This is a genomic window from uncultured Tateyamaria sp. (genome assembly GCF_947503415.1).
Taxonomy (GTDB): Bacteria; Pseudomonadota; Alphaproteobacteria; order Rhodobacterales; family Rhodobacteraceae; genus Tateyamaria.
Map to the genome: position 1 here is coordinate 338,243 of NZ_CANNDS010000004.1, position 21,633 is coordinate 359,875.

The following is a 21,633-nucleotide window of genomic DNA, read 5'->3' on the forward strand; positions in this document are numbered from 1 at the left end:
GTTTGGGGACTTTGCTGCCGTTCAAATCAATCTCGGATTTGTTCTTTCTTGAAGCTGAGCCTTAAGACCGTTCGGATAGAGTTCTAGGTTTCCACAATCCAGTTGTCTCACATCGTACCAACGTGCGACGCACTTTTCGCCATTGTCCTCAAAATACTCAATGGGCCCCAGTCCTTCGTATGCGGTAGCGGGGAAAGCCACTTCAGAGATAAAGGTGACTTCGTGTCCAACCACGCCCTGATGGGTATATATATTCTCCAGAACCATTGGCTTACCAATCACTTCAACAGCAACCCCAAGTTCTTCATCGAACTCCCGTATAAGTGCATCGTGCCACGTTTCACCAAATTCGAGCCGACCACCAAGAGGCCTGACGCCTTTCACAGTTCCATCGTCAAGATAGATTTCACTCGCGAGCAACAGTCCATTGCGCCAGACAAGGCCAAGCGCTTTCACCTGTATATGCTGTTGAGGTCGCCAAACATTCATGCCCGATACCTACTATTGTAGGTTTTCGTGTCGAGGTAGGTTTGGGCTCAGGTCTGCCATTTGAGCCACTGACCGCCACCCCCCAAAAAAAAGAGGCACCTCTTTGGGTGCCTCCTTGAACGCAGATTAACAGCTTGGACTTACAGATACTTGCCCATTTCGACCGCTGTGTCGCCCATGCGGTTCGAGAAGCCCCATTCGTTGTCGTACCAGCTGAGGATACGGACCATGTTGCCGTCCATGACCTTGGTCTGGTCGGTGGCAAAAATCGACGAATGCGGGTCATGGTTGAAGTCCATCGACACCAGTTTGGCATCGGTCACACCCAATACGCCCTTCAGCGGGCCAGAGGCAGCGGCGGCGCTCATCGCGGCATTGATCTGCTCGGGCGTGACATCGCGGTCCACTTCGACCGTCAGGTCGACGCAGGACACGTTCGGCGTGGGCACGCGGATGGCGACGCCGTCCAGCTTGCCGTTCAGCTCCGGCATCACCAGACCCACGGCCTTGGCCGCACCGGTGGATGTGGGGATCATGGACAGGGCCGCCGCGCGGGCGCGGTAGAGGTCCTTGTGCATCGTGTCCAGCGTCGGCTGATCGCCGGTATAGCTGTGCACGGTGGTCATGAAGCCGCGCTTGATGCCGAACTGGTCGTGCAGGACCTTGGCCACAGGCGTCAGGCAATTCGTGGTGCAGGACGCGTTCGACACGATCACATCGTCACCCGACAGCGTGTCGTGGTTCACACCATACACGATCGTCTTGTCGGCATCCTTGCCGGGGGCAGAGATCAGAACGCGGCTCGACCCATTCTCAAGATGCGCCTGGCAGGCGTCCTTGGACGTGAAGATGCCGGTGCATTCCAGCACGATGTCCACATGGCCCCAGGGCAGGTCTGCGGGGTTCCGCTCTGCCGTGACCTTGATTGGGCCGTGGCCCACGTCGATGCTGTCGCCCGCGACCGTAACCTTTGCAGGGAAACGGCCATGCACGCTGTCATATTGCAGCAGGTGGGCGTTTGTTTCGACGGGGCCGAGGTCGTTGATCGCGACCACCTCGATATCTGTACGACCGCTTTCGACGATCGCGCGCAGCACGTTGCGCCCGATGCGCCCGAACCCGTTGATTGCAACTTTGATGGCCATGGTATCCCCCATGTCTGGTGTCAGATTGGTGTCTGAACGCAGGCCCGAAGCTCCGGTCTGCGCCGTTACCGCTAACAAAGGCAAATGCGCGCAATTGTCAACCGGGGGTGGCGCTCAAAACCCTGCGACATGTGGGGCAGGCATCATCGCCAGAAGGCGAGCCACTCCAGCAGTTCCGCGAATTTCTTGCCGAGAAAGATCAGGTGCTCCATCCCGTAAAGCATCACGTCTGTTACAATCGCACCAATGATCAACAGGGCGAGAACAAGAGCGATGCGGTTGGTCATGGGGCTTGGATCACAACGAAAAAGGGCAGGGCTCTTGTGACAGCCCCGCCCGATGCTTGCAAGTTGTGGTGTCGATCAGGTTAACCGGCCCATGGCGACAGCAACATCTGCCATGCGCACCGAAAAAGCCCATTCGTTGTCGTACCATGCGAGGACCCGCACCAGCCTGTTGCCCACCACCTTGGTCTGGTCAGGCGCAAAGATCGACGAGTGTTCAGTGTGGTTGAAATCGATGCTGACCTTCTGTTCGTCATCATAGGCCAGGACCCGGCCCATGGGGCCTGCCGCGGCTTCGGCCACGGCGGCGTTGACCTCTTTGACGCTCACATCGCGGCTGGCTTCGAATGTCAGGTCCACGGCGCTCACGTTTGGCGTGGGCACGCGCATGGCCGTGCCATCGAGCTTGCCTGCGAGGTTGGGCAGCACCTCGCCCAGTGCCTTGGCTGCACCGGTTGAGGTCGGGATCATGGCCATCGCAGCCGCCCGGGCGCGGTAAAGGTCATCGTGCCGACGGTCCAGCGTGGGCTGGTCACCGGTGTAGCTGTGGATTGTGGTCATTACCCCGCGCTCTATGCCGATGGCACGATCCAGCACCTTCGCCAGCGGGGCGAGGCAGTTGGTGGTGCACGAACCGTTGGAGATCATGCGATCATTGGCTGCCAGCTGTTCATCGTTCACGCCGAACACAACGGTCTTGTCCACGTTCTTGCCCGGAGCGGACAACAGCACCTTGTTCGCGCCACGCTCGAAATGCGCCTTGGCTTTTTCGCCGTCGTTGAACTTGCCCGTGCATTCCAGCACCACGTCACAGCCGGTCCAGTCCAGTTCATTCATGTCGTAGGTCGACATCATCCGGATCGGGCCGCGGCCCAAATCCATCGTGTCGTTGGACAAAGTGATCTCGTTCGGAAAGCGGCCATGCACGCTGTCGTATTTCATCAGATGCGCTGCCGTCGCCAGCGGGCCGGTGGCATTCACGGCCACCACGTCGATGTCGTTGCGCAGCGATGTGGCGATGTGGGACAGGGTGCAGCGGCCGATGCGCCCAAACCCGTTGATGCCGACTTTGATGGTCATGGTTCCGTGGTCCTTCCGCAAGGGGCAGCTTTTGTTTGCACAGGTGATAGCCGCCGCACCGCAGCGTGAGAAGGGAAAAGACACAAATAATCAGAGTGTTAGCGATAAAGGTGTTCCGTTGTATACAGTTCGCGCTAACAGTTTGTGGAACCATCTGCGTATGTTATGCGCTAACGTAAACAAGTCGCGAGGGAGCGGGCAGGATGAGTGGACTTTTGGCCCTGTTGGATGATGTGGCGGGAATCGCCAAGGTGGCGGCTGCATCGGTCGATGACGTGATCGGGCAGGCGGCCAAAGCGGGGGCCAAGGCAGCGGGGGCCGTGATTGACGACGCCGCTGTGACACCCAAATATGTGGACGGATTTGCCGCCGATCGCGAATTGCCCGTCATCTGGCGAATTGCCAAAGGCTCCTTCAAGAACAAGCTCGTTTACCTGTTGCCCGTAGGTCTGGCCTTGTCGGCCTTTGCCCCATGGGCCATTCCGCCGCTTCTGATGCTTGGCGGCGCGTATCTGTGTTTCGAAGGTGCCGAGAAGGTCGCTCATGTTTTGGGCTGGGGCCACGGGCACGAGGATTACGCAGGCAAGGAGCAGGAAGTGCAGGACCCTGCACATCTGGAGGAGCAAAAGGCCCAAGGGGCGATCAAGACTGATTTTATTCTGTCGGCCGAAATCATGACCATTGCATTGTCTGCGATCCCGGAAAGCAATTTCTGGATGGAGGCCGCAACGCTTGCCGCCGTCGCCATCATGATCACGATTGCGGTCTACGGCTCTGTCGCATTGATCGTGAAAGCGGACGACGTCGGCCTTGCCATGGCCAATCGCGGTCGTTTGGGGCTGACGCGATCATTGGGGCGCGGGATCGTCAAGGTGATGCCCGGTTTCATGAAACTTCTGACAATCGTCGGCACCGCAGCCATGCTTTGGGTCGGTGGATCCATCATCGTGCATGGTTTGGCCGAGATGGGCTGGCACGCGCCCGAAGAGATCATCTATGGCCTGGGCAAATCGGTAGGAGCGATGTTTGAGGGAGGCTCCGGTTTTGCATCCTGGGCGACCAAGGCTGCGGTTGACGGCGTTCTGGGGCTCGCTCTTGGGTTTGTGCTGATCCCGATTGGGGAAAAGCTGGTCACTCCGATCTGGCGCGGTGTGACATCCAAACTGTCGAACGCCTGATGAGTGCGCTACGTCACACCCACGCAGTCACCCCGTCGAATCGGCGTGTGATTTGACGCTCGTTTCGGCGTTGGCGATGGCAATGTTGGTTGGAGTGACGCTGACGGATTTGGCATCTTGCGAAGGGCAGTCGTTTTCTTCACGTCGTGCAACGACAAGGGCTAAAGCGACCAAAACAAAGGCTCCACCACATGAGTAGACAATGAGCGCCATCCACCAGCCGCTGCCCATCAGCAACGCGGTAACTGCGGCTGCAGCGGCGAAAAACGCTGAAATAATCACTACACCAATCACATGCAGCCTTTGATTACCTTCTATGGTTGAATCCGTTTATTTTTGCCCTTGCCTGAACATTTGTTACCAAATCAATACACTGGTTTGTGTCAGGGGGCCAGTTGGCCCCTAAAACGTTATATAAGTTCCTTCGCGCGTTCGACCACAACGTCCGACGTAATGCCGAACTTTTCGAACAGGACGTTGGCGGGTGCGGATGCCCCGAAGTCGTCCATGCCAACGAAATCTGCCTTGTTTGCCTTGCCGCGCTCACCCAGCAACCATTGGTCCCACCCTTGGCGCACAGCGGCTTCGATCCCGACACGCACAGGCCCTGCAGGCAGCACCTTGCGGCGATAACTCTCGTCCTGCTGTGCAAAAAGCTCCATGCAGGGCATCGAGACAACCCGGCACCCGATGCCCGCGTCCTGCAGTTTGGCGCGCGCATCCATCGCAATGGAGACTTCGGACCCAGAGGCGATCAGAATCACCTGCCGCTTGCCTTCAGCGTCAGCCAGGACATACGCGCCTTGCGCCGTCATGTTCTTCAACTTGTGCTCGGTCCGCACGGTGGGAAGGCCCTGACGGGTCAGGGACAGAACCGACGGTGTTTCGGTGGATGACAGCGCCAGTTCCCACGCCTCGGCGGTCTCAACGGCGTCTGCGGGTCGGAACACATGTGTGTTGGGCGTGGCGCGGCTGATCGCCAGATGCTCGACCGGTTGGTGCGTGGGGCCATCTTCGCCCAGGCCAATGCTGTCATGGGTCATGACAAAGACCGTTGGGATTTTCATCAGTGCCGCCAGTCGCATGGCGGGGCGGGCATAGTCCGTGAAACACATGAACGTGCCGCCATAGGGGCGCAGACCGCCATGCAGGGCCATGCCGTTCATCGCGGCAGCCATGCCGTGTTCGCGAATGCCCCAATAGATGTAACGGCCCTTGCGGTTGTCGGTGTCGAACACACCCAGATCGCCTGTCTTGGTGTTGTTCGATCCCGTCAAGTCGGCAGAGCCGCCCACGGTTTCGGGCATGATCGGGTTGATAACCTCCAACGCTTTTTCCGATGCGGCCCGCGTCGCCAGCTTGGGCGCGCTTTCCGACATCTGTTTTTTGAAGGCTTTGACCGTGGCCGACAGCTTCTTCGGCACCTCGCGGGCAAGGGTGCGGTTGAACTGCGCCTGTTTCGAGCCTGAGACGGATGCAAATCGTTCTTCCCATGCCGCGCGCGCCTCTGCGCCTCGGGTGCCAATAGCTTCCCATGCCGCTTTCACGTCTGCGGGCACATCAAACGGGCCGGTGGTCCAGCCATAGGCCGCCTTGGCATCTTGCAACTGACCCTGATCGGTCAAAGCGCCGTGGCCCTTGGACGTGTCCTGAGCCGCATGACCCAGCGCGATGTGGGTCTTGCAAGCGATCATCGTGGGCTTGCTCTGGCTTTTCGCCTTGGTGATGGCGGCATCGATGGCCTCTGGGTCGTGCCCGTCGATCTCGATCACGGCCCAGCCTGCGGATTTGAAGCGCTGTGGCTGGTCGGTGGCGTCTGCCAGCGAAACGGGGCCGTCGATGGTGATGTTGTTGTTGTCCCAGAACACGATCAGCTTGCTCAGCTGATGGCGACCTGCCAGCGTGATCGCCTCTTGGCTCACACCTTCCATCAGACAACCGTCCCCGGCGATGGCATATGTATAGTGATCGACGATCTTCTTTCCGTATTGCGCGCGCAGGATTTCCTCGGCCATGGCAAAGCCTACAGCGTTGGAAATACCCTGACCCAACGGGCCGGTGGTCGTCTCGATCCCCTTGGCGTGGCCGTATTCCGGGTGGCCTGCGGTGATGGCACCCCACTGGCGGAAGTTCTTGACCTGCTCCAGCGTCATGTCCTCGTAGCCCGTCAGGTGCAGCAGCGAATAGAGCAGCATCGACCCGTGACCGGCAGACAGGATAAACCGGTCGCGGTCGGGCCAGTCGGGGGCCTTGGCATCGAATTTCAGGTGTTTTTCGTAGAGAACGGTGGCGACATCGGCCATCCCCATGGGCATGCCGGAGTGGCCGGAATTGGCGGCTGCAACGGCGTCCAGCGTCAATGCGCGGATGGCGGTCGCCTTGGACCAGTGGTCAGGGTGGGCGGTGCGAAGGGCTGTCAGATCCACGGAAAATGCTCGTCCTTAAGGGTTTGGTTTGAGGCTGCATATCAGGCAAAGGCCAAAGATCAAGGCGATCCGCAGTTGCAAACAGGGGCCTTGGGGCATCGGCGGTGAGTTGCTACATCAAAGCCGCCCGCCAAGTGCTTGATCGCAAAGGGGGGCGCATTTCGAGATTGCATTGGATACACTCGACGGCGACGGAACGGGAAATCGATTCGAATAGGCCCGGCGGGTGGGACCGACGCGCCTGAGTGCAAAAGAAAAAGGGGACAGGCACCTAAAATGAGCGACATCGACGCATTGCAACAGCGGCTGACCGCCGCAATGGACCGAATTGCAACCGGCCTTGGTGGGCTGGATGCGGCGGGGGCCGATGACACGGCAGCCCTTCAAGCCGCACTTGATGACGAAAAGGTTGTCAACGCGCAGTTGACCGAAAGGGTGCGCAGGCTCTCCGAACGGCAGGACAGCGCCGAGGCGGACGCGAAGGCCGCCACCGCGGCGGCTGAGACGCGCATGTCCGAGCTTGATCTTGAACTGCAACGGTTGCGCAAGGCCAATGAACAGCTGCGCGAATCGAACGCGGCCCTTCGCGCTGCAAATGAGGACGGGGTAGGTGAGCCGCACCTCATCAACAAGTCCATGATGGCCGAGCTTGAAGGCCTGCGGGCGGCACGTGCCGCTGACGTGGCCGAAGCCAGCAGCATCATCGGGGCGCTGACCCCGCTTCTTGATCAACTCGAAGCTCCGGAAGAGGAGGACGCAGATGCCTGAGGTCACAATCCAAATCGGCGGTCGCCCGTTTCAGGTCGCCTGTCAGGTGGGCGAGGAAAGCTATCTGCATTCTGCCGCCAAGATGCTTGATGACGAAGCACAAGTGCTTGCCGACCAGGCAGGGCGGATGCCCGAGGCGCGGATGTTGCTGATGGCGGGTCTGATGCTCGCCGACAAGACAGCAAGCGTCGAAGACCGTGTGGCCGAGGTCGAAGCCCAACTGGCGGAGCGCGAGGCCGAACTGGAAGGGCTGCGCACCATGGGGGCACCCGAGCCTGAGCGCATCGAAGTGCCCGTTGTGCCGGAAGCCGTCAAGGAAACGCTGGCTGAACTGGCCGCCCGCGCCGAAGCTCTGGCCGCAGAGGTTGATGAAAAGACAGCGTAAGGCGCCGCTTGCCGCGCCAAGCCGGGATAAAAAAGGCGCGCTCATCGGGCGCGCCTTTTGTCTTACTGTAAGGCGCACGTGTCGTGCGCCCCGCCGGTTCAGCCGTTGGCTTCGCGGATTTTTTCGGCGGCGTCCTTGTCGTAAGTCACACCGTTCTCATCGAACAGCGTGTCCAACTCGCCCGACAACGTCATCTCGGTGATGATGTCACAGCCCCCCACGAACTCGCCTTTGACGTAAAGCTGCGGAATGGTGGGCCAGTCCGAGAAATCCTTGATCCCTTGCCGGATCTCTTCATCGGACAGCACATTCACATCGGCAAAATCAACGCCCATGTAGTTCAGCACACCGGCCACACGGCTGGAAAAGCCGCATTGGGGCATCGACTTGGTGCCTTTCATATACAGCACAACGTCATTGGCCTTGTTGGTCTCGGTGATCCGGCTTGCGGCATCGCTCATGTCATTTGCCTTTCTTTTGGAAGGCGCGGTGGTACCGCGCGGCATAGGTTTCATCTTCGGGCATTGGCGCCACATGTGTGCTGGACCGGGCAAAGAAACCGTCGCGCCCCATAACGGTCGGCAGGCGTTCGGCGGTGTCATTGGCGCGGGCGGCCTTGTCGATCACATCCAGATCCAACCCCTCCATGCCCAGCGGCACGGTGCGGTTCTGCCCCATGTCGTCCCGATTGGGACGGCGATCTGCCAGCGGACGTCGCGGAGACCGCCGAAAGGGTGTGGTTATGATGCGCCACAACCCCATGTCACGGTGCTTTGGTCGTAAGGGCCAGCGCGTGCAATTCACCATGGCTGCCGTCCATCTTGCCCTTCAGCGCCTTGGTGACGGCCCGGTGTTGCTGAACACGGTTCATCCCGGCAAAGGACGCATCGATCACCTCGGCCGAGTAGTGATTTCCGTCACCTGCCAGATCACTGATGGTGATCTTGGCATCGGGAAAGCTTTCGCGGATCAGGTCTTCGATTTCCTGGGCTTGCATTGGCATTTGAACGTCTCCAGCAGGTCTTGGAAAAGGATGTAGGGCGCAAGCCCCGGACACGCAAGCATTTGCGGTCGCACGGTGGTCTGTGCACGACATGGGGTTGTGTCCGCGCCAGACCAGAGAGTACGCTTGGGCTGCATCCTTTCACCAGCAGCAGAGAGCATGATGGCGTCCGTCGAAACCGCACCGGAACAAGCGCTCGATTGGGTCAAATCGGGTAAGGGGGCCGCGCTGGCCACCGTGATCGAGACGTGGGGCAGCGCCCCGCGCCGCGCGGGTGCGCAGATGGTCGTGTCGGGCGAGGGCGACATGATGGGTTCCGTGTCAGGCGGATGCGTCGAAGGCGCCGTGGTGGTCGAGGCGATGGACGCCCTTGAAACCGGCGCGCCGCAGCTTCTGGAATACGGTGTGAGCGATGGCGACGCCTTTGCGGTCGGGCTCGCCTGCGGTGGCACGATCAAGATATTGGTCGAACCCGTCGGTACGGCGATGCCCACCGATATGCTCGAGGCACTTGTGTCAGCACGCGCGGGCCGAACCCGCGCCGCCTATGTTGTCGACACTGAAAACTGGACGCGACGACTGGATCACGATGGCCACGATGCCCGGTTTGCCAAGGACCGCACGGGCATGGAGGAGGACGGAAAAACCTTTGTCGCGATCCACAACCCGCCTCTGCGGCTTGCCATTGTCGGTGCGGTGCACATTGCCCAAGCGCTCGTGCCGATGGCGAAGCTTGCTGGCTACGACCCGGTTGTCATTGACCCGCGCGGTGCCTTCGGGTCCGAAGCGCGGTTTCCCGGCGAACGGCTTTTGAATGACTGGCCGGACGAGGCCTTGGCCGAAGTCGGCGTGGATGCCCGCACTGCCCTCGTTTTGCTGACACATGACCCCAAGCTGGACGACCCGGCATTGCACATCGCGTTGAACTCCGACGCATTCTATATCGGCGCGCTTGGGTCGACGCGCACGCACGCCAAACGCGTGGCGCGGTTGCAAGAGGCGGGGTTCAGCGCCGACCAGATCGCGCGGATCAAAGGTCCCGTTGGTCTTGACATCGGGGCTGCCAGCCCACCCGAGATAGCCGTATCGATCCTGGCGCAAATGATCGCGACGCTCAGGCAAGACGCATGAACTTCGGCCCGCAGCCTGCGGCAGACGCCATTGGCATGACCCTTGCGCATTCGCTGGCCGGACAAACCCGCCGCGTTCCAAAAGGCACGGTTCTGAGCCAAGATGATATCGCCGAGTTGCAAGCCGCCGGGCACAAGACGCTGATCGTCGCTGCTCTGGACGCGACGGACATTGAGGAAAATACCGCGGCCGCCGCGTTGGCAAACGCATTGGTGCCGGACCCGGACGCGCAAGGATTGCGGATCAGCGCGGCAGGGGCAGGGCGCGTGAACCTCTATGCAACCGGACCCGGGGTGGTGTCGCTGGATGCCGACCGGATCACGGCAATCAACGGGATTGACCCGATGATCACCATCGCCACCGTGCCGCCGTTTCACCGGGTCGATGCCGGCACCATGGTCGCGACGATCAAGATCATCGCTTACGGGGTGCCGCAATCCGCACTCGACGCAACTGTTGCGGACGCGGCCCGCGCGTTGCGGGTGTTGCCGCCCAGATTTGCATCGGCCACGCTGATCGAAACCCAAGTGGGCAACGCGGAACCCTCGACCAAGGGGCGTGCGGCGCTGACCGGACGGCTCGACCGTATGAACGTGGCACTCACGCCGCGTGTGGTGGTCCCGCATCAGTCAGATCCGCTGTCACATGCCATTGCTGATGCGGCCGGAGAGGTCGTATTCATCCTGACCGCATCGGCCACGTCGGACACTCATGATGTGGCCCCGTCGGCTTTGCGAGAAGCAGGCGGAACCGTCACAACCTACGGCATGCCCGTTGATCCCGGAAACCTGCTGTTCTTCGGAACACATGGCGACAAACCGACCATTGGCCTGCCGGGCTGCGCGCGGTCCCCGGCACTCAATGGCGCGGACTGGGTGCTCGAACGGTTGATCTGCGGCGTGCCACTTGGACCGCAGGACATCGCCGAAATGGGGGTCGGTGGCCTGCTCAAGGAAATCCCGACACGGCCACGGCCAAGAGACGGCTGAGGGCGCAGGATCGGCGCTAAGGCACTGCGCAATCTTGCGGTTTTGGCATGGCGGTGAAAATTTCTGTTCTCAACCGTCACAGCCCATGCTTAACTCCCCCACAACAAGAATGCCAAATGGGAGGATGTCATGGCACAGGTCTCGATGACCGTGAACGGAAAAGCTGCGTCGGGCGAGGTCGAGGGGCGCACATTGCTGTCGTCCTTTCTGCGTGACGAGCTGATGCTGACAGGCACGCATGTGGGCTGCGACACCTCGCAATGCGGCGCGTGTGTGGTGCATGTGGACGGCCAGGCAGTCAAATCCTGCACGATGCTGGCCGTTGAAGCCGAAGGGGCCGAGGTGGCCACGATCGAAGGGCAAGCCAATGCGGACGGGTCGCTGAATGTAATCCAGCAGGCGTTTCAGGACCACCACGGACTGCAATGTGGGTTCTGCACGCCGGGCATGGTGATGTCGGCAGCAGCCCTGCTCAAGGACAACCCGAAACCGTCCGAGACGGAAGTACGTGAATACCTCGAAGGCAATATCTGCCGCTGCACGGGCTACCACAACATCGTCAAGGCGATCATGGCGGCATCCGGTCAGGACGTGTCGGCCATCGCCGCCGAATAATACGAGATTCCGCAGCCCGAATATCCTTTCGGGCTGTCAGTCAGCAGGTGAGCGGGGAGGCTCGCCGCGCCAACAGGGAGGAATACAATCATGCCAAAAGACGGAGGCATCGGCGCCAGCAGCAAACGGCGCGAAGACATTCGATTTTTGACGGGTGAAGGCAACTACACCGACGACATCAACCTGCGTGGTCAGGCTTACGTGCATTTTCTGCGCTCCGACATTGCGCACGGTACGATCAAGAGCATCGACACCGCTGCGGCGGCAGGCATGCCGGGCGTGGTGCGCGTCTTTACCGGAACGGATTTCGAAGGGGTCGGCACAATTCCTTGCGGCTGGCAGGTCACGGACCGCCACGGCGAAGTGATGCAGGAACCCGCCCACCCGATCCTTGCCCAAGGCAAGGTCCGGCATGTGGGTGAACCCGTCGCAGCCGTTGTGGCCGACAGTCCCGAACAGGCGCGCGATGCGGCCGAAGCCATCGTGCTCGACATCGACGAACTGCCCGCCGTTGTCGACATGAAAGACGCGCTCAAGGACGGCGCAACCAAGGTGCACGACGATCTCAACAACAACCTCTGCTACGACTGGGGCTTTGTCGAAGAGAACAAGGACGCCGTGACCAAGGCGTTCGAGGATGCGGCCCACGTCACATCGCTTGAACTGGTCAACAACCGCCTTGTCGCCAACCCGATGGAACCGCGCGTGGCGGTGGGTGACTATGCCCGCGGCACGGACGAAAGCACGCTCTACACCACCTCGCAGAACCCGCATGTGATCCGGCTGCTGATGGGTGCGTTCGTGCTTGGTATCCCCGAACACAAGCTGCGCGTTGTGGCCCCCGATGTGGGCGGCGGTTTCGGCACCAAGATCTTCCATTATCAGGAAGAAGCATTCTGCACATTCGCCGCCAAGGCCTGCAACCGTCCGGTCAAATGGACATCAAGCCGGTCCGAGGCGTTCATCTCGGACGCCCATGGCCGCGACCACGTGACCAAGATCGAACTGGCACTGGACGCAGACAACAACTTCACCGCGTTGCGCACCGAAACCCATGCCAATATGGGTGCGTACCTGTCGACCTTTGCACCAAGCGTGCCCACATGGCTGCACGGCACCCTGATGGCCGGGAACTACAAGACTCCGCTGATCTATGTGAATGTCAAAGCGGTGTTCACCAACACTGTGCCAGTCGATGCCTATCGCGGGGCAGGCCGCCCCGAGGCGACGTTCCAGCTGGAGCGGGTGGTGGACAAGGCGGCGCGTGAACTGGGCGTCGATCCCATCGCGCTGCGCCGCCAGAACTTCATCACCGAGTTCCCCTATGCCACGCCCGTCGCTGTCGAATACGACACTGGCGACTACCATGGCACGATGGACAAGCTCGAAGAGATGGGCGATTTCTCCGGCTTCGCGGCGCGCCGTGCGGAAAGCGAAAAGAACGGCAAGCTGCGTGGTCTGGGCGTGAACTGCTATATTGAGGCCTGCGGTATTGCGCCGTCGAACCTTGTTGGGCAGTTGGGTGCACGGGCCGGGCTTTACGAGAGCGCCACCGTCCGTGTGAATGCCACAGGTGGTCTGGTTGTCATGACCGGTTCGCACAGCCACGGGCAGGGGCACGAGACATCGTTCGCGCAAGTTGTGGCCGAGATGATCGGCATCGACGAAAACATGATCGAGATCGTGCATGGCGACACCGCCAACACGCCGATGGGCATGGGCACCTACGGCTCCCGCTCCATCGCGGTGGGCGGATCGGCCATGGTCCGCGCGACCGAGAAGATCATCAACAAGGCCAAGAAGATCGCATCTCACCTGCTCGAAGCCTCCGAGGCGGATATCGAGCTGAAGGACGGCGCGTTCTCTGTTGCAGGCACCGATAAGTCGGTCGCGTGGGGGGATGTCACCCTTGCGGCCTACGTGCCCCACAACTACCCGCTTGAGGATATCGAGCCGGGGCTTGAGGAAACGGCCTTCTACGATCCATCGAATTTCACATACCCATCAGGGGCTTATGCCTGTGAAGTTGAAGTGGATCCAGACACCGGCAAAGTGACCATCGAACGGTTTGCGGCCGCCGATGACTTCGGCAACATCATCAACCCGATGATCGTGACAGGTCAGGTCCATGGCGGCATTGCTCAGGGGATTGGGCAGGCGCTGCTGGAAAACTGCGCCTACGACGACAACGGCCAGCTGCTCAGCGCGTCCTACATGGACTACGCCATGCCCCGCGCGGACGATCTGCCGATGTTCTCGGTCGATCACTCCAGCCAGACGCCCTGCACGCACAATCCGTTGGGTGTGAAAGGCTGTGGCGAAGCGGGCGCGATTGGCTCGCCCCCTGCGGTGGTCAACGCCGTGGTGGATGCCCTGCAATCGGCGGGCAAGGACGTGACCCATGTGGACATGCCCCTGTCGCCTGATCGTGTCTGGGCGGCGATGAACGGCTGAGTTGAGAATGCGGGACGGGGGCCAGCCCCCGGACCCCCGAAGTTTATCTGGCAAGATGAAGAGGATCGTTTTGCCGATGGAAAGGACAAGAGATGTATAATTTTGATGTCGTAAGACCCAGCCGGATTGCGGATGCGGTCAAGGAACTATCAGACAGTACGGAAAGCCAGCCATTGGGTGGCGGTCAGACCCTGATCCCGACGTTGAAGCAGCGTTTGGCCAGCCCCGAAAAGCTGGTGAGTGTCGCCGGTATCGATGAGATGCAGGGCGTCTGCAAAGGCGACGACGGGTCGGTTTGCATCGGTGGCGCAACCACGCACGCCACCGTCGCGGCAGAGGCCGGAAACTATCCGGCACTTGCAGCCACCGCGTCCCATATCGGGGATCCGGCGGTGCGCAATCGCGGCACGATCGGTGGCAGCCTTGCCAACAACGACCCTTCGGCGTGCTACCCTGCTGCCGCATTGGCATCCGGTGCCACGATCAAGACCAACACCCGCGAGATCGCGGCGGATGACTATTTTCAGGGCATGTTCACCACCGCGCTGGACGAAGGTGAGATCATCACCGAAGTGCGCTTCCCCGTGCCGGAGAAAGCCAACTATCAGAAATTCGTGCAGCCCGCTTCGCGCTTTGCACTGGTGGGTGTGTTCGTTGCAAAATATGCCGACGGTGTGCGCGTGGCCATCACCGGGGCCAGCAATGACGGTGTGTTCCGCTGGACAGAGGCGGAAGCCGCACTGTCTTCCAACTTCTCCGCCGACGCCATCGACGGGCTGTCGCTGAGCGGCGATGACATGATCAGCGACCTGCACGGCACCGGCGACTACCGCGCACATCTTTGCGGTGTGATGACCAAGCGGGCAGTTGCCGCAGCGGTGTGACGATGGCGTTCGAAACACTGACCAAGGGCTGCCTGATGGCGGCCCTTTTGGTTTTTGCAGGCGGCGTGCATGGCCAAAGCACACCGCTGGTGCGGGCCGATATTGTAGGCTGTGCTATCGCCGTTGACACGTTGGATGACGCCATGCGTGCCCCGATGCAAAGCCAGTGCCTGACCTTGGCAATAGCGTTGTGCGAAGGACCAGAAAGCGGCCCCGCAGTGACGTGTTTTCGGGATCTGTCCGAAGCGCTGCAAACGGGTGCCACGGAACTGGAAGAGCGGCTGCGTGTGGACACACCGCGCGATGCGTCAAACACGTTGTGCATGGCACGCTACAGCGCAGACGTGGATCGCGCGCGCTGCGCCGTGGTGGCAGAGTTCGGACATCTGCGCGATCTCTTCAATGCCGCTCGGGCGGCCGGGGTCCGCTTGCGCTAGATAGAACCCGCTTCGATCATGAAGTTGTTCGCCGTGCACATTGCGCTGTCCGCCGAGGCCAGCCAAAGCACCATCCGCGCGACATAGACCGGGTCGATCAGGTCTGGCAGACACTGCCGTGCCCGGTGAGCTTCCAACGCCTCCGGCGTGGCCCACAGCTCTTTTTGACGGTCCGTCATGATCCAGCCGGGCACAACCGTGTTTACGCGGATGCGGTGATCGCCCAGATCGCGCGCCATGGTGCGGGTCAGGCCATGCACCGCAGCCTTGGCCGTGGCGTAGGCCGGAAAGCCGCCACCGGCCTCCCACCAGGAATTGGAGCCCAGGTTGATGATGGACCCACCGCCGGCGTCAATCATACCGGGTGCGACAGACTGGATGGCAAAGAACATGTGACGCAGGTTGGTTTGCATCCGCTCATCCCAGTATTCGGGCGTTACATCCTGCCAGTTGTGGCGGTCATCGCGCGCGGCGTTGTTGACCAGCACGGTGAAGGCACCAACCCGACCCGCAAGCTCTGAAATCGCCTCGCGGGTGGCTGGGATGTCCCGCAGGTCGCACAGGGCATGCGCGGCACCGGTGGCGGCGCTGACTTCGGCAGCCGCCGTCGCATCCCGGTCCAGAAAGGCAACCCTCGCCCCCTGATCGGCAAAGGCTTCGACCGTCAACCGCCCGATACCGGACGCACCACCGGTGATCAGAACAGGGGCGTCTGTCAGGCTTGGATAACGTGCGAAACTGGACATGGATCACCTGTTGTTTGGAGCATGCTCCTTGTCCGGTGTCGCTGCCCGAAGGTCAAGACGACGGCACGTGCCTGCAAAGTAAGCAATGCGCCGCCGGGGCAGATGCCACTTGCGCACGATCCAAGAAGAAGTGCGGCGCGCGTGCTACTATACCCCTGCCAGCGGAGGAGACACATCATGGCCAAATCAACCGACACCAAGCGTCCACCCGATGCCACCGGCACGATGATCGACGCCATGGCCAACTGGCAAGCGGCAAGCTTGGGCGCGCTGAACTGGTTCGGAGCGCCGACAATTGAACGCATGAGCGACATGGGTGCGGAGTGGATGACTTTCGTGGCCGAGCGGGTGCGCGAGGATGTGGCGCTGCAGCATTCGCTTCTGCATGCCAAGACACCGGCGGACGTGCAGCATGTGCAAATGACGTTCCTTCAGAATGCGCTGGATCAGTATTCGGCTGAGACGGGCAAGATGATCGAACTCAGCTCAAGACTGTTCGAGGCGTCGGAAGACGACAGCGACGATGACCTGGCGGACAATGTAAACGTCTGAGATCGGCCCAGCCCCGCTATGTGAACAGGAAAGGGCGCCGCAAACGCAGGCGCCCTTCGTCATTCCGTATTGTGCTGCGTACTCACTTCTGCGGAAGCGGTCCGATCAGCATGACCATCTGGCGGCCTTCCATCTTAGGAAAGTTTTCGACCTTGCCATGGTCCTTGGTGTCGTCGGCCACCCGTTCCAGCAACTCGCGACCAAGGTTCTGGTGCGCCATCTCGCGGCCACGAAAGCGCAGGGTCACCTTCACCTTGTCGCCATTCTCAAGGAACTTGAAGACGTTGCGCATCTTGACGTCATAGTCGTTGATGTCCGTATTCGGACGGAACTTGACCTCTTTGATCTCGATGATCTTCTGTTTCTTGCGGGCTTCGCTCTCGCGCTTTTGCTGTTCATATTTGAACTTGCCGAAATCCATGATCTTGCACACGGGCGGGCTGGCATTGGGCGAGATTTCGACCAGGTCCAGGCCCGCATCGTCGGCCATATCCATGGCGCGGGCGGGGGTGACAACACCGACATTTTCGCCGTCGGCGCCAATCAGGCGGATTTCATTTGCACGGATCTTGTCGTTGACGCGCGGGCCGGTGTCTCTCTGGGGCGGCGCGTTGTGGGGTCTGCGAGCGATGGTGGTCGTCCTTTGATCGTTCCAAAATTATGAGGGCAGAAGGTAGCCTTTGGTCCGGTTTTCTTCAACCCCGTGAATCGGCCATCCTGCGCCGAAAACTGCGAATTTCCCCCTTGAACCTTTCTTTCTTGCCGCGCATCTGACACGCGGAACCAAAGTTGCGGCCCGGGGGTTGATCGCAACGACAGCAAAAGGACGTGTTTATGAAAAATCTGATTTGGATCGTTGTGGCGGTCGTGATCGCGGGCGGGGCCTATCTGCTCTATTCCGGTCAGACGCCGCAAGAGGCCATCACCGAGGCCGCTGACGCCGTCAACGCGCCGGAAGCGCTGGAAAGCGCCAGCGACGCTGTGGGCGATGCGGTCGACGTCACCGAAGAGGTTGTAACCGACGCCGCCGAAGCTGCCGCAGACGCAGGCGAAGCGGCCGTGGAAGCCGTCGAAGGTGCTGCAGACGCAGTCGCTGACACCGCCGAGCAAGTGGTTGATGGCGCCGCTGATGCCGTCAGCGACGCTGTCGATGGCGTTCAATCGCTGGCCGAGGATGCAACCGACGCTGCAGGTGACGCGGTAGATGCCGCAACCGGCACGGCAAACGATGCCGCAGATGCAGTGACGGACGCCACGGACGATGCCGTAGATGCAGCAACGGACACGGCCTCTGACGCTGCGGACGCCGCGACAGAAACAGCCACAGATGCCGCCGACGCGACAGCCGAGGCTGCTTCGGATGCCGCAGACGCCACCACCGACGCTGCCGAAGCGACGGCGGACGCCGCAACTGACGCCGCAGATGCAACAGCAGACGCCGCAACAGATGCAGCCGAAGCCACCACCGAAGCGGTGGACGCCGCCACCGACACTGCGGACGCAGCGACGGACGCCGCCTCAGATGCGGGCGACGCCGCAGCAGACACAGCCACCGAAGCCGCCGACAGCGCGGCCGAAGCGACAGACGCGACAACCGAAGCCACCGACACCACAGCAGCCGATGCCGTGGATGAAGCCGCCGAAACTGCCGCCGAAGGTACAGAAGAGGCCACAGATGCAGGTGGCGTTGCCGACCTGCTGACCGTCGATGGGTTCGACTTCGACAAGGTGTCCGAGATGATCGACAATTCCGAAGCGCTGAGCGTTGTGCAGAAAACCACGCTCAAAGCGGGGATCGAGCAAGCCCAGAACAACCCCGAAGTACTTTCGGGTCTGCTGGACCAACTGAAATCGGCGATGGGCCTCTGATCCATCCGCTTTTTTTGACGACGAAGCCGCGCCCCGATCACCGTGGGCGCGGCTTTTTTGTGATCGCTGGGTCTTGCCGCGCGGTTCAACAGGGGGTGTAAAAGGGACAACTACTGAAAGTCAGGATTGAGCCCAGAGTACCGGATGCTGCGTCCTGCACCAATGTCGGCATAGGCAGCAGGGTGCGGGAACGAGGTTGATCCGGTGGGATCGGTCGCGGATAGTGACGATGTAGCCAGTTAGACGGAATGGACCTATGGAAGCTCTCATAATCGCCTTGCCAGGCATCCTTATCGCATACGGCGTTTTCGTGATGGGCATGTTCAGTCCTGGCCCCAATATTCTATCGATCATGGGTACTTCGATGGGCGTCGGACGAGATGCCGGTAAATCCTTGGCTTTGGGCATAGCATCAGGTTCTTTGATCTGGGGTTTGCTCGCTTGGGGCGGTCTGACAACCGTTTTGGTCGCTTACGCCTCACTCATGACCATCATCAAAATTGCTGGCGCTGCTTACTTGCTCTGGCTGGCTTTCAAATCCTTCAGATCAGCAATGTCGCAGCGCGATCTCACAGCCAAGGCTCTTTCGCTGAATGGGGGTGCCAGCGCCTACTATCGCCGGGGCCTACTCATCCAAATGACCAATCCAAAGGCCGCGCTGACTTGGACCGCGACGATTTCGCTTGGTTTATCTCCCGACTCTCCATGGTGGATTGGCGGCATAATCGTGTTGGGCACAGGCTTCATTTCGTTCGGCGGCCACATGGCATACGCACTCGCCTTCTCAACTAAACCCATGGTGGCAGGTTTCACGAGAGCCCGGCGGTGGATCGAGACAGGGTTAGGGATGTTTTTCTGCTTTGCGAGCTACAAGTTGGTGACAACTAGAGCTTAGGGTCAGCGACACGGAATATGCTGGACTGAGTTTGCCGAACCAAACATTCGCTTAGCGGCAGCAAAAGTCAGCTAATCCCGCAAAGCGGACACAGCGATCACGCCTTCAGCCGGACAAATAAGTCGTCACGGCGCAGCGCGCGCCTTCGTTCTTGCCCGGACTGACTTGAGTGGGCTAGTCCAGAAACGCTTTTTCCACCACGTAATGCGCGGGCTTGGAATTGGCACCTTCCTCCAGCCCGTATTCCTCGAACATCTCCTTGAGTTCGAGGTTGAAGGCCAGGTTGCCGCAGATCATCGCCCGATCACTCTCGGGGTTCAGCGGCTCGACCCCCAGATCGGCAAAGGCCTCGCCCGATTTCATCAAATCGGTGATGCGGCCCATCTTCGGGCTCTCTTCGCGGGTGGTGGTGGGGTAATACTTGATCTTCTTCCAGAACCCTTCACCGATCACCTCGTTCAACAACTCGTCGCTCTTGAGGCTTTCGATCAGATCGCGGCCATAGGTCAACTCACCCACTTCACGGCAGGTATGGGTGATGATGATCTCGTCATAATCCTCATAGGTCTGCGGCTCGCGCAGAAGGCTCGCGAACGGCGCAAAGCCGGTTCCCGTCGCAAAAAACCAGATGCGCTTGCCCGGCAGCAGCGCGTCATGGACCAGCGTGCCCACAGGCTTGGGACGCAGGATGATCTCGTCGCCGGGCTGGATGTGCTGCAATTTCGACGTGAGCGGACCGTCCTGCACCTTGATGGAGTAGAACTCCAGTTCCTCGTCCCAGCTTGGCGACGCGATGGAGTAGGCGCGCAGCAGCGGCTTCTGCTTGCCTGTCTCGGGATGCGGATCGCCCATCAGGCCGATCATCACAAACTCACCCGACCGGAAGCGCAAGGACGCAGGCCGCGTGCAGCGGAAGCGGAACAGGCGATCCGTATAATGCTCGATCTCGGTCACGGTTTGCGCATCGGGCAGGGTGGGGGTCGCTTTTACGGCGGTTGTCTCGTTCACGGGTGTTTGCTCGGTCATGAATATGTCAACGCAGGCTTACACCTGCGCCTCTCCATTTGGGAAGGATTTTGTGGTTTGGTAAGGGCGCGAAAGGTCGCGCGCCTTGATCTAGGTCAGTGGATGGCGCGCTCAGTGATTGGAGTTTCCACGCAGCCGCGCCTGATAATCATGGCTCTGCCAATCGCTGCGGAACTGCCACTGATCCTCGGGCTGACGGGCGGCCAGTGCCTGGCTGATCTCGACCTCATCAAAGCCGGACCGCCGCGCCATGGCATACTGATCCGAGATCACATGCCCCTTGGCCCGCAATCGCCCCTGAAACCCACGCAGGCGCAGCATCCGCGCAATGGTGAACCCACGGCCATCGGCGAAGCTGGGGAAATCCACGCGGATGATGTCGGCGTTCAGCGGGATCTGGTCGGGGTCCGCGTCGCTCGGCACATCCAGTGCGGCTGCATCATTCGCCGCTTCCCCCAGAGGGGCATAACCCCGGTCCCAAGTGTCCGGGCCAAAGCCCTGATCGGTCACAACAATTGTCATGTGTCTTGTCCTGCTCTCACGAGTTTTCCATCAACGAAGTGGATCCCACATTCGTCCTTGTCCTGATCCCGCCAGCGCCCCGCGCGCGGGTCTTCTCCGTCCGCCACCTTGGACGTGCAGGGCGCGCATCCAATGCTGGGATACCCTTGGGCCACCAGCGGGTGCCGGGGCAGGCGGTTCTCTTCCATGTATTCGGTGATGTCCGCGCGCGACCAGCGCGCCAGCGGGTTCACCTTGATCTTGCCCGTGGCGTCCTCGACCTCGAAAAACTCAAGGTCGGCGCGTGTTCCGGACTGATACCGTTTGCGCCCCGTGATCCAGCCGCTGTGACCTTCCAGCGCGCGGCGCAGCGGCGCGACTTTACGCAGCGCACAGCAGGCATCGACATTGCGCCGGTGCAGGCTCCGGCTGGGGTCTCGCGCCTCTGCATCGTCTGCGCGGATGATGCGGACATTGCTGAGGCGCAGCCGTTCCGCCAACTCCAGCTGGTAGACCAGCGTTTCGGCAAAGAGCATCTCCGTGTCGATGAATATCACCGGCACGTCCCGTTTCACCATTGCTGCGAGGTGCAGCAGCACCACCGATTCCGCGCCAAAGCTGGACACAAGTGCTGCGTCCGGCACAGCCTCAAAAGCGGCCCGTAGCACGTCCGTGGCACCGTGATGGGTCAGTTGCGCATTCAGCGCGCTGACCATCACGGAGGCCTCGGGGCGGGCGAGCCCTCCGGGGGGAGTTTTTCGGGCAAGATGAAGCAT

At 60.7% G+C, this 21,633-nt stretch carries 26 protein-coding genes; 12 read left to right on the top strand and 14 right to left on the bottom strand.

The window, feature by feature from the left end:
- Positions 1-21 precede the first annotated feature (21 nt).
- The 4 genes from Q1A32_RS20620 to gap (Q1A32_RS20635) form a co-directional block, all read right to left on the bottom strand.
- The gene (locus Q1A32_RS20620; RefSeq protein WP_299657537.1) at positions 22-456 is read right to left on the bottom strand and encodes an NUDIX hydrolase; all 435 of its coding nucleotides are present in this window, start codon (positions 454-456) and stop codon (positions 22-24) included.
- 173 nt (positions 457-629) lie between these two features.
- Positions 630-1,634 carry a type I glyceraldehyde-3-phosphate dehydrogenase gene (gene gap / locus Q1A32_RS20625; RefSeq protein WP_299657539.1) on the bottom strand — a complete coding sequence of 335 codons (1,005 nt, stop codon included), beginning with the start codon at positions 1,632-1,634 and terminating at the stop codon, positions 630-632.
- Positions 1,635-1,777: 143 nt separating this feature from the next.
- Positions 1,778-1,921, bottom strand: a complete 144-nt coding sequence (locus Q1A32_RS20630; RefSeq protein ID WP_299657541.1) for a hypothetical protein — start codon at positions 1,919-1,921, stop codon at positions 1,778-1,780.
- 75 nt (positions 1,922-1,996) lie between these two features.
- Complete coding sequence (gene gap / locus Q1A32_RS20635) at positions 1,997-2,998, bottom strand: type I glyceraldehyde-3-phosphate dehydrogenase (RefSeq protein WP_299657543.1); 1,002 nt, start codon at positions 2,996-2,998, stop codon at positions 1,997-1,999.
- Between the two features lie 203 nt (positions 2,999-3,201).
- On the opposite strand from gap (Q1A32_RS20635), the gene Q1A32_RS20640 reads away from it, so the two are divergent.
- Positions 3,202-4,176: a DUF808 domain-containing protein gene (locus tag Q1A32_RS20640; protein WP_299657545.1), complete on the top strand. Its 975-nt coding sequence runs from the start codon at positions 3,202-3,204 to the stop codon at positions 4,174-4,176.
- A 27-nt stretch (positions 4,177-4,203) separates the two neighbouring features.
- Here the strand turns inward: Q1A32_RS20640 and Q1A32_RS20645 are convergent, their stop codons facing one another.
- Both Q1A32_RS20645 and tkt read right to left on the bottom strand, forming a co-directional pair.
- Positions 4,204-4,470, bottom strand: a complete 267-nt coding sequence (locus Q1A32_RS20645) for a hypothetical protein (protein ID WP_299657547.1) — start codon at positions 4,468-4,470, stop codon at positions 4,204-4,206.
- Between the two features lie 116 nt (positions 4,471-4,586).
- On the bottom strand, positions 4,587-6,602 hold the full coding sequence (tkt, locus tag Q1A32_RS20650; RefSeq protein ID WP_299657549.1) for a transketolase: 2,016 nt from the start codon (positions 6,600-6,602) through the stop codon (positions 4,587-4,589).
- 276 nt (positions 6,603-6,878) lie between these two features.
- On the opposite strand from tkt, the gene Q1A32_RS20655 reads away from it, so the two are divergent.
- Together Q1A32_RS20655 and Q1A32_RS20660 are read left to right on the top strand one after the other, a co-directional pair.
- On the top strand, positions 6,879-7,370 hold the full coding sequence (locus Q1A32_RS20655) for a hypothetical protein (protein ID WP_299657551.1): 492 nt from the start codon (positions 6,879-6,881) through the stop codon (positions 7,368-7,370).
- Entirely contained in the window at positions 7,363-7,755 is a 393-nt protein-coding gene (locus Q1A32_RS20660) for a cell division protein ZapA (RefSeq protein ID WP_299614283.1), read from the top strand. The genes Q1A32_RS20655 and Q1A32_RS20660 overlap by 8 nt, the downstream gene beginning before the upstream one ends.
- A 98-nt stretch (positions 7,756-7,853) precedes the next feature.
- Here Q1A32_RS20660 and grxD read toward each other — a convergent pair whose 3' ends face one another.
- Genes grxD through Q1A32_RS20675 form a run of 3 tightly spaced genes read right to left on the bottom strand, consistent with a single transcriptional unit; the run spans position 7,854 to position 8,758 of the window.
- Entirely contained in the window at positions 7,854-8,216 is a 363-nt protein-coding gene (gene grxD / locus Q1A32_RS20665) for a Grx4 family monothiol glutaredoxin (RefSeq protein WP_299614284.1), read from the bottom strand.
- Between the two features lies 1 nt (position 8,217).
- Positions 8,218-8,517 carry a hypothetical protein gene (locus tag Q1A32_RS20670; protein WP_299657553.1) on the bottom strand — a complete coding sequence of 100 codons (300 nt, stop codon included), beginning with the start codon at positions 8,515-8,517 and terminating at the stop codon, positions 8,218-8,220.
- A gap of 1 nt (position 8,518) precedes the next feature.
- Positions 8,519-8,758: a BolA/IbaG family iron-sulfur metabolism protein gene (locus tag Q1A32_RS20675; protein WP_299614286.1), complete on the bottom strand. Its 240-nt coding sequence runs from the start codon at positions 8,756-8,758 to the stop codon at positions 8,519-8,521.
- 162 nt (positions 8,759-8,920) lie between these two features.
- Here Q1A32_RS20675 and Q1A32_RS20680 point away from each other — a divergent pair, with 162 nt between their 5' ends.
- From Q1A32_RS20680 to Q1A32_RS20705, 6 genes are all read left to right on the top strand, one after another.
- A complete protein-coding gene (locus Q1A32_RS20680) occupies positions 8,921-9,889 on the top strand; it encodes an XdhC family protein (protein ID WP_299657637.1) in 969 nt (322 codons plus the stop codon).
- Positions 9,886-10,878 (top strand): molybdopterin-binding protein, encoded by a 993-nt coding sequence (locus Q1A32_RS20685; protein WP_299657555.1) that lies wholly within the window; start codon positions 9,886-9,888, stop codon positions 10,876-10,878. The genes Q1A32_RS20680 and Q1A32_RS20685 overlap by 4 nt, the downstream gene beginning before the upstream one ends.
- A 129-nt stretch (positions 10,879-11,007) precedes the next feature.
- On the top strand, positions 11,008-11,493 hold the full coding sequence (locus Q1A32_RS20690) for a (2Fe-2S)-binding protein (RefSeq protein WP_299657557.1): 486 nt from the start codon (positions 11,008-11,010) through the stop codon (positions 11,491-11,493).
- Between the two features lie 90 nt (positions 11,494-11,583).
- Positions 11,584-13,947, top strand: a complete 2,364-nt coding sequence (locus Q1A32_RS20695; protein WP_299614290.1) for a xanthine dehydrogenase family protein molybdopterin-binding subunit — start codon at positions 11,584-11,586, stop codon at positions 13,945-13,947.
- A 92-nt stretch (positions 13,948-14,039) separates the two neighbouring features.
- Positions 14,040-14,831 (top strand): xanthine dehydrogenase family protein subunit M, encoded by a 792-nt coding sequence (locus Q1A32_RS20700; protein ID WP_299657559.1) that lies wholly within the window; start codon positions 14,040-14,042, stop codon positions 14,829-14,831.
- 2 nt (positions 14,832-14,833) lie between these two features.
- Positions 14,834-15,268: a hypothetical protein gene (locus tag Q1A32_RS20705; RefSeq protein ID WP_299657560.1), complete on the top strand. Its 435-nt coding sequence runs from the start codon at positions 14,834-14,836 to the stop codon at positions 15,266-15,268.
- Here Q1A32_RS20705 and Q1A32_RS20710 read toward each other — a convergent pair.
- Positions 15,265-16,014 carry an SDR family NAD(P)-dependent oxidoreductase gene (locus Q1A32_RS20710; RefSeq protein WP_299657562.1) on the bottom strand — a complete coding sequence of 250 codons (750 nt, stop codon included), beginning with the start codon at positions 16,012-16,014 and terminating at the stop codon, positions 15,265-15,267. The two genes, Q1A32_RS20705 and Q1A32_RS20710, sit on opposite strands and share 4 nt — an antisense overlap.
- A 177-nt stretch (positions 16,015-16,191) precedes the next feature.
- Between Q1A32_RS20710 and Q1A32_RS20715 the strand changes: the two genes are divergently transcribed.
- Complete coding sequence (locus Q1A32_RS20715; protein WP_299657564.1) at positions 16,192-16,566, top strand: phasin family protein; 375 nt, start codon at positions 16,192-16,194, stop codon at positions 16,564-16,566.
- Between the two features lie 82 nt (positions 16,567-16,648).
- Here Q1A32_RS20715 and infC read toward each other — a convergent pair whose 3' ends face one another.
- Positions 16,649-17,197 carry a translation initiation factor IF-3 gene (gene infC, locus Q1A32_RS20720; RefSeq protein WP_366141252.1) on the bottom strand — a complete coding sequence of 183 codons (549 nt, stop codon included), beginning with the start codon at positions 17,195-17,197 and terminating at the stop codon, positions 16,649-16,651.
- A gap of 203 nt (positions 17,198-17,400) precedes the next feature.
- On the opposite strand from infC, the gene Q1A32_RS20725 reads away from it, so the two are divergent.
- Both Q1A32_RS20725 and Q1A32_RS20730 read left to right on the top strand, forming a co-directional pair.
- Complete coding sequence (locus Q1A32_RS20725) at positions 17,401-18,435, top strand: translation initiation factor 3 (RefSeq protein WP_299657566.1); 1,035 nt, start codon at positions 17,401-17,403, stop codon at positions 18,433-18,435.
- 256 nt (positions 18,436-18,691) lie between these two features.
- Positions 18,692-19,330 carry a LysE family translocator gene (locus Q1A32_RS20730; RefSeq protein ID WP_299657568.1) on the top strand — a complete coding sequence of 213 codons (639 nt, stop codon included), beginning with the start codon at positions 18,692-18,694 and terminating at the stop codon, positions 19,328-19,330.
- A gap of 174 nt (positions 19,331-19,504) precedes the next feature.
- Here the strand turns inward: Q1A32_RS20730 and Q1A32_RS20735 are convergent, their stop codons facing one another.
- The 3 genes from Q1A32_RS20735 to Q1A32_RS20745 form a co-directional block, all read right to left on the bottom strand.
- Positions 19,505-20,356, bottom strand: coding sequence for a ferredoxin--NADP reductase (locus tag Q1A32_RS20735; RefSeq protein WP_299657570.1), 852 nt, complete (start codon positions 20,354-20,356; stop codon positions 19,505-19,507).
- 111 nt (positions 20,357-20,467) lie between these two features.
- Positions 20,468-20,878, bottom strand: coding sequence for a DUF934 domain-containing protein (locus tag Q1A32_RS20740; RefSeq protein ID WP_299614298.1), 411 nt, complete (start codon positions 20,876-20,878; stop codon positions 20,468-20,470).
- Positions 20,875-21,573: a phosphoadenylyl-sulfate reductase gene (locus Q1A32_RS20745; RefSeq protein WP_299657639.1), complete on the bottom strand. Its 699-nt coding sequence runs from the start codon at positions 21,571-21,573 to the stop codon at positions 20,875-20,877. Before Q1A32_RS20745 ends, Q1A32_RS20740 begins: the two co-directional genes overlap by 4 nt.
- Positions 21,574-21,633 lie beyond the last annotated feature (60 nt).

What these genes read in the sequence shown, in the direction of transcription:
- gap (WP_299657539.1), bottom strand. Translation starts at nt 1,634, where the DNA reads ATGGCCATCAAAGTTGCAATCAACGGGTTCGGGCGCATCGGGCGCAAC.
- Q1A32_RS20630 (WP_299657541.1), bottom strand. Translation starts at nt 1,921, where the DNA reads ATGACCAACCGCATCGCTCTTGTTCTCGCCCTGTTGATCATTGGTGCG.
- gap (WP_299657543.1), bottom strand. Translation starts at nt 2,998, where the DNA reads ATGACCATCAAAGTCGGCATCAACGGGTTTGGGCGCATCGGCCGCTGC.
- Q1A32_RS20640 (WP_299657545.1), top strand. Translation starts at nt 3,202, where the DNA reads ATGAGTGGACTTTTGGCCCTGTTGGATGATGTGGCGGGAATCGCCAAG.
- Q1A32_RS20655 (WP_299657551.1), top strand. Translation starts at nt 6,879, where the DNA reads ATGAGCGACATCGACGCATTGCAACAGCGGCTGACCGCCGCAATGGAC.
- Q1A32_RS20660 (WP_299614283.1), top strand. Translation starts at nt 7,363, where the DNA reads ATGCCTGAGGTCACAATCCAAATCGGCGGTCGCCCGTTTCAGGTCGCC.
- grxD (WP_299614284.1), bottom strand. Translation starts at nt 8,216, where the DNA reads ATGAGCGATGCCGCAAGCCGGATCACCGAGACCAACAAGGCCAATGAC.
- Q1A32_RS20670 (WP_299657553.1), bottom strand. Translation starts at nt 8,517, where the DNA reads ATGGGGTTGTGGCGCATCATAACCACACCCTTTCGGCGGTCTCCGCGA.
- Q1A32_RS20675 (WP_299614286.1), bottom strand. Translation starts at nt 8,758, where the DNA reads ATGCCAATGCAAGCCCAGGAAATCGAAGACCTGATCCGCGAAAGCTTT.
- Q1A32_RS20680 (WP_299657637.1), top strand. Translation starts at nt 8,921, where the DNA reads ATGGCGTCCGTCGAAACCGCACCGGAACAAGCGCTCGATTGGGTCAAA.
- Q1A32_RS20685 (WP_299657555.1), top strand. Translation starts at nt 9,886, where the DNA reads ATGAACTTCGGCCCGCAGCCTGCGGCAGACGCCATTGGCATGACCCTT.
- Q1A32_RS20690 (WP_299657557.1), top strand. Translation starts at nt 11,008, where the DNA reads ATGGCACAGGTCTCGATGACCGTGAACGGAAAAGCTGCGTCGGGCGAG.
- Q1A32_RS20695 (WP_299614290.1), top strand. Translation starts at nt 11,584, where the DNA reads ATGCCAAAAGACGGAGGCATCGGCGCCAGCAGCAAACGGCGCGAAGAC.
- Q1A32_RS20700 (WP_299657559.1), top strand. Translation starts at nt 14,040, where the DNA reads ATGTATAATTTTGATGTCGTAAGACCCAGCCGGATTGCGGATGCGGTC.
- Q1A32_RS20705 (WP_299657560.1), top strand. Translation starts at nt 14,834, where the DNA reads ATGGCGTTCGAAACACTGACCAAGGGCTGCCTGATGGCGGCCCTTTTG.
- Q1A32_RS20710 (WP_299657562.1), bottom strand. Translation starts at nt 16,014, where the DNA reads ATGTCCAGTTTCGCACGTTATCCAAGCCTGACAGACGCCCCTGTTCTG.
- Q1A32_RS20715 (WP_299657564.1), top strand. Translation starts at nt 16,192, where the DNA reads ATGGCCAAATCAACCGACACCAAGCGTCCACCCGATGCCACCGGCACG.
- Q1A32_RS20725 (WP_299657566.1), top strand. Translation starts at nt 17,401, where the DNA reads ATGAAAAATCTGATTTGGATCGTTGTGGCGGTCGTGATCGCGGGCGGG.
- Q1A32_RS20730 (WP_299657568.1), top strand. Translation starts at nt 18,692, where the DNA reads ATGGAAGCTCTCATAATCGCCTTGCCAGGCATCCTTATCGCATACGGC.
- Q1A32_RS20735 (WP_299657570.1), bottom strand. Translation starts at nt 20,356, where the DNA reads ATGACCGAGCAAACACCCGTGAACGAGACAACCGCCGTAAAAGCGACC.
- Q1A32_RS20740 (WP_299614298.1), bottom strand. Translation starts at nt 20,878, where the DNA reads ATGACAATTGTTGTGACCGATCAGGGCTTTGGCCCGGACACTTGGGAC.
- Q1A32_RS20745 (WP_299657639.1), bottom strand. Translation starts at nt 21,573, where the DNA reads ATGGTCAGCGCGCTGAATGCGCAACTGACCCATCACGGTGCCACGGAC.